4 protein-coding genes are annotated in these 4,272 nt (G+C 66.5%); 1 reads left to right on the top strand and 3 read right to left on the bottom strand.

Annotated elements, in window-relative coordinates; genetic code table 11:
- Nucleotides 1-13 precede the first annotated feature (13 nt).
- From V7067_RS14780 to V7067_RS14770, 3 genes are all read right to left on the bottom strand, one after another.
- On the bottom strand, nt 14-859 hold the full coding sequence (locus tag V7067_RS14780) for an ABC transporter permease (RefSeq protein ID WP_334176670.1): 846 nt from the start codon (nt 857-859) through the stop codon (nt 14-16).
- Between the two features lie 3 nt (nt 860-862).
- Nucleotides 863-1,762 (bottom strand): ABC transporter permease, encoded by a 900-nt coding sequence (locus V7067_RS14775; protein ID WP_334176669.1) that lies wholly within the window; start codon nt 1,760-1,762, stop codon nt 863-865.
- Between the two features lie 112 nt (nt 1,763-1,874).
- Nucleotides 1,875-2,951: an ABC transporter ATP-binding protein gene (locus V7067_RS14770; protein WP_334176668.1), complete on the bottom strand. Its 1,077-nt coding sequence runs from the start codon at nt 2,949-2,951 to the stop codon at nt 1,875-1,877.
- Between the two features lie 698 nt (nt 2,952-3,649).
- Here V7067_RS14770 and V7067_RS14765 point away from each other — a divergent pair.
- Nucleotides 3,650-4,272, top strand: a 623-nt coding sequence (locus tag V7067_RS14765; RefSeq protein ID WP_334176667.1) for a GntR family transcriptional regulator, incomplete at its 3' end; no start/stop codon positions are given.

Here is a 4,272-nt window from a genome sequence, read left to right as displayed (position 1 = left end):
GTTGCAGCAGCCATCAGGCATCCTCCTGCAGGCCGTAGCGGCGGGCGCGGCGCACCGAAAGCCCCATCAGCACGGCGTAGACCGAAAGAAGAGCGAACGAGAACAGAGTGGTGAGCACACCGAAGGCGAAGACGTTCGGATGAATTTCCACCGAGAACGTGCCGTAGATCGCCAGCGGCAGCGTCAGATCGCGCCCCGAGGCAAACAACGTGCGGGAGAATTCGTCATAGGACAGCGTGAAGGCGAACAGCATGGCCGACAGCACGCCGGGGAAGATCAGCGGAAAGGTCACCTTGCGGAAGGTGCGCGCCGGCGAGACGCCCAGCGACCACGACGCCTCCTCCACGCTCTGATCGAAGCGGTTGAAGATCGCCAGCATGACGAGGAAGGCGAAGGGGAAGGTGTAGACCACATGCAGCACGAAGGCGGTGGACCACCAGTGACGGTCGATGCCGAAGGTGTTGGCGACCAGCGCCATGCCGAGGCCGACCAGCACGCCGGGCACCATCATGCCCAGCACGATGAGGTAGAACACGAAGCCGGAGCCGCGGAAGCGGGTGCGGAACGCCTGCGCCGAGGCCACGCCCAGCACGGTGGAAACCACCATCGTCATGAACGCCAGCCCCAGCGAGCGCAGCAGGCTTTCCTCGATCGGCAGCGGCGCGATGCGGGTGGGCGGGGTGAGGCCGAACAGGTGGCGGTACCAGTAGGTCGACCATTCGATGATCGGAAACTGCGGCCCGCCTTCCGGCCCGGTCTGGAACGACAGGATGGCGAGCACCACCATCGGGCCGTAGAGGAACAGCAGGAACAGCGCGGTATAGAGAGCCAGCGCCGGTTTGACGATTCCGGTCTGCATCGCTCAAAGCTCCTTGCGAAGGTTGACGACGCGCAGCAGGCCGGCCACCACGGCGCCCATCAGCACCGTCAGCACCACGCCGACGACCGCGGCGAAGGCCCATTTGAGCGAGCCGACCTGCGTGACGATGATGTTGCCGAGCATGTTGACCTTGCGGCCCGACAGGGCGGCCGCCGTGGCGAACTCGCCGAGCACCATGACGGACACGAAGATGGCGCCCACCACCACGCCGGGCATGGACAGCGGCAGGATGACGGTGCGGAAGATGCGGCCGAACCCGGCGCCGAGATCGCGCGCAGCCTCGATAACGTTCTGGTCGATGCGCCCCATCATGAAGGCGATGGGGCCGACCATGAACACGCAGTAGATCTGCGTCATCCCGATCACCACCGACAGCTCGGAGAACAGCAGCGCCTCAATGGGCGCGGTGGTGATGCCGGTTGCCTGCAGGATGAGATTGATCGCCCCTTCCTTGCCCAGCATCGGCCGCCAGGCCAGAACGCGGATCAGGAACGAGGTCCAGAACGGAATGACGCACAGCACCAGCAGCACGGTCTGCAGCGTCTTGTTCCTGACGAACAGGCCGACGAACAGCGCCGTCGGATAGCCCACAATGATGGTGGCGGCGAGCACCGTCAGCCAGATGCGGATCGTGGTCCACAGCGCGCCGAGATAGGTTTCGCTGGTAAAGAAGGTCACCCAGCTCTTCGTCGTCAGGATCGGCTCCACCTTGAAGGTGGTCTGGGTCCAGAACGACACATAGACCATCATCAGGATGGGCAGCACCAGAAACAGCGTCATCCAGATCACGCCCGGCGCCACCAGCCACAGCGTGGTCCGCCGTCTGCGTGCGGTCAGCGAGGATGCCTCCGGCACCGCTGCCGCCGGGGTTGTCGTCGTCATGCGGTCACTCTCCGTGAAACTCCGTGGCGGCGGGCAAGCCGCGCCCGTTGCGGCCGGAAGCATCCGGCCGGCTCTCATCGTGCGGTCGCCGGTTTCGGGCAGTCGGGCCCGCTCAGGCGAAGATCAGGGCATCGGCGGCCTTCCAGCTCAGGCCGTAGCGGGTCTGCGGCTGGAACTGGCGCGGGGCACGGTGGCTCAGGTGGTCCTCGACCTCGATCACCGCGCCGCTGTCGAGCGAGAACAGCGAAATGAGCGAGGCGCCGGTGTATTCGCTGGCAACGAAGGTCGCCGCCACGCCCACCTCTCCGGGCTGCAGCGCCCCGTCCGCCGGGCCGATGGCGATGCGATCCTGCCGCACCGCATAGGCGGGGCGGCCGGGAATGCGCTCCGCACCGGGTGCAAGGGCAAAACGGCCGGCCGGGCCGACGAACGCGCCATCGGCGAGTGCGCCGTCGAAGATATTGTAGCAATTGAGGAAATGGGCCACGTCGGCCGAGGCCGGGCGGTTATAGACGGTGTCGGAATCCGCCACCTGCTCGATGCGGCCGCGGTTCAGCACCACCACGCTGTCGCCCATGGCCAGCGCTTCGGTCTCGCTGCCGGTCACATGCAGGAACGTCACGCCGAGGCGCTCGCGGATGAGGCGGAGTTCCTCGCGCATGCGGCCGCGCAGGTTGGCATCCAGCGCACCCAGCGGCTCGTCGAGCAGCACCAGACGCGGTTCCGTCACCAGTGTGCGGGCGAGCGCCACGCGCTGGCGCTGGCCGCCGGAAATCTGGCTCACGCCGCGCCCTTCCAGCCCGTCGAGACCGACGAGGCCGATCATCGCCATTACCCGCTCGCGGCGCTCAGCCGGGCTGCCCGCCGGGCCGGTCTCGCGGTTCTCCAGCCCGAAGGCCACGTTGTCGTAAACCGTGAGATGCGGAAACAGCGCAAAGTTCTGGAACACGAAGCCGATGCCGCGGCGATGCGGGGCCACCCGATCGATCCGGCGGCCGTCGAACACCACGCTGCCGGCATCCGGTTCCTCGAAGCCGGCGATGACGCGCAGCAGCGACGTCTTGCCGGACCCGCTCGGCCCGAGCAGCGAGACATAGGTATTGCCCGGCACGGCCAGCGTGATGGCGTCAAGGGCACGAAGCTCGCCATATGTCTTTGTAACGCCGGAAAGCGAAAGAACGGTGGTCATCCGCCTTTTTCCATTCGCTGCGGTATCCGATGGCAACAGAAGCCCGCCGGCCATCCTGCATCCGTCGCCACAGAGCGGGAAACGGACACACGAATACCGTTGACGCAGACCGCATTCGGCCGGCACCACGACAATTCTGTTTAACCAGATACCTGAAAGTCCTCTGGAGCGCTTCTGAACGGCGCCCGATTTCATGACGCTACATTGAACGGCTTTTGTATTCAACACTCTTTTTTGGTGCGCCGCATTTTCCCTGCACACGCCCCTGCGGCCGCAACCATGCCCGGTTCCGCGCCATGGCCAAAGAGGCGGCAGCGAACCCCGTTACCCGTTCCGCCGCCCGCGGCGGACGATTCGTTGCCGCCAGAGGCCGCCCGGAAAATCTGGTGCCCTGATAGCCGACATCAGTCTTTTCGATATCGCCCGACAGCGCCTTTCCGGCCGGTTCACGGCCACGCCATGGCGGCCGCAGGCGCCCGGCGGCGCGTTCGTGCGGCTGGAATGGCTGTTGCGCGGATAAATTTTGTATGCAGAAATCATTTTATTGCCGCCGGCCGCTGGCGGGTCCCGGACAACCGCACCGGGCACGCAACCGTGCACAAGAGCGCCGGAGGGCTTGCCAGCGCCGGGCCCGGCAGGTTCGATCAGGGCGGGCGGCGCGGCACAGGCCGGCAATGCCGGCAGAACGGATGGCGGGCATGGAACGGACGCGGTCGAACCAGATGGCGCAGCGGCGCTACGAGATCGTCGAGGACGTGCTGCGCGCCAACATTGCCGCCGGAAGGCTGCCGGCGGGGCTGGTGCTGCTGGAAGGCCCGATCGCCGACCGGCTGCAGACCTCGCGGGCGCCGGTGCAGCGCGCGCTGCAACGCCTTGAGTCGGATGGCCTCATTCACCGTTTCGAGGGGCGCGGCTATCTCGTCGGCCCCGCCGACAGCCCGGCCCCGCCGCTGCGCACCGATTTCAAGGCCATCGACATCGCCGTCGCCCAGGAGGTGGACGAGGCTCTGCAGAGCCGCGGCTCGTGGGAGCGCATCTATGACGTGGTGGAAAGCGACGTTGCCGGCTGCGTGGTGTTCGGCCAGTACCGCATCATCGAGACCGAACTGGCCGGTCATTTCAATGTCAGCCGCACCGTGGTGCGCGACGTGCTCTCGCGCCTGCAGGAACGCGGGCTGGTGCGCAAGAACCAGAGTTCGCACTGGATGGCCGGGCCGCTCACCGCGCAGTCGATCAAGGATCACTATGCCCTGCGCCGCCTGCTGGAGCCGCCGGCCCTCGTCTCCGCCGCCCGCCATATCGACCACGAGCACCTGAAGGA

This window comes from Pseudoxanthobacter sp. (assembly GCF_036822375.1).
Lineage (GTDB): Bacteria > Pseudomonadota > Alphaproteobacteria > Rhizobiales > Segnochrobactraceae > Pseudoxanthobacter.
Note: the sequence above shows the minus strand (reverse complement) of the source record. Positions and strands in the feature narration are given on the sequence as shown.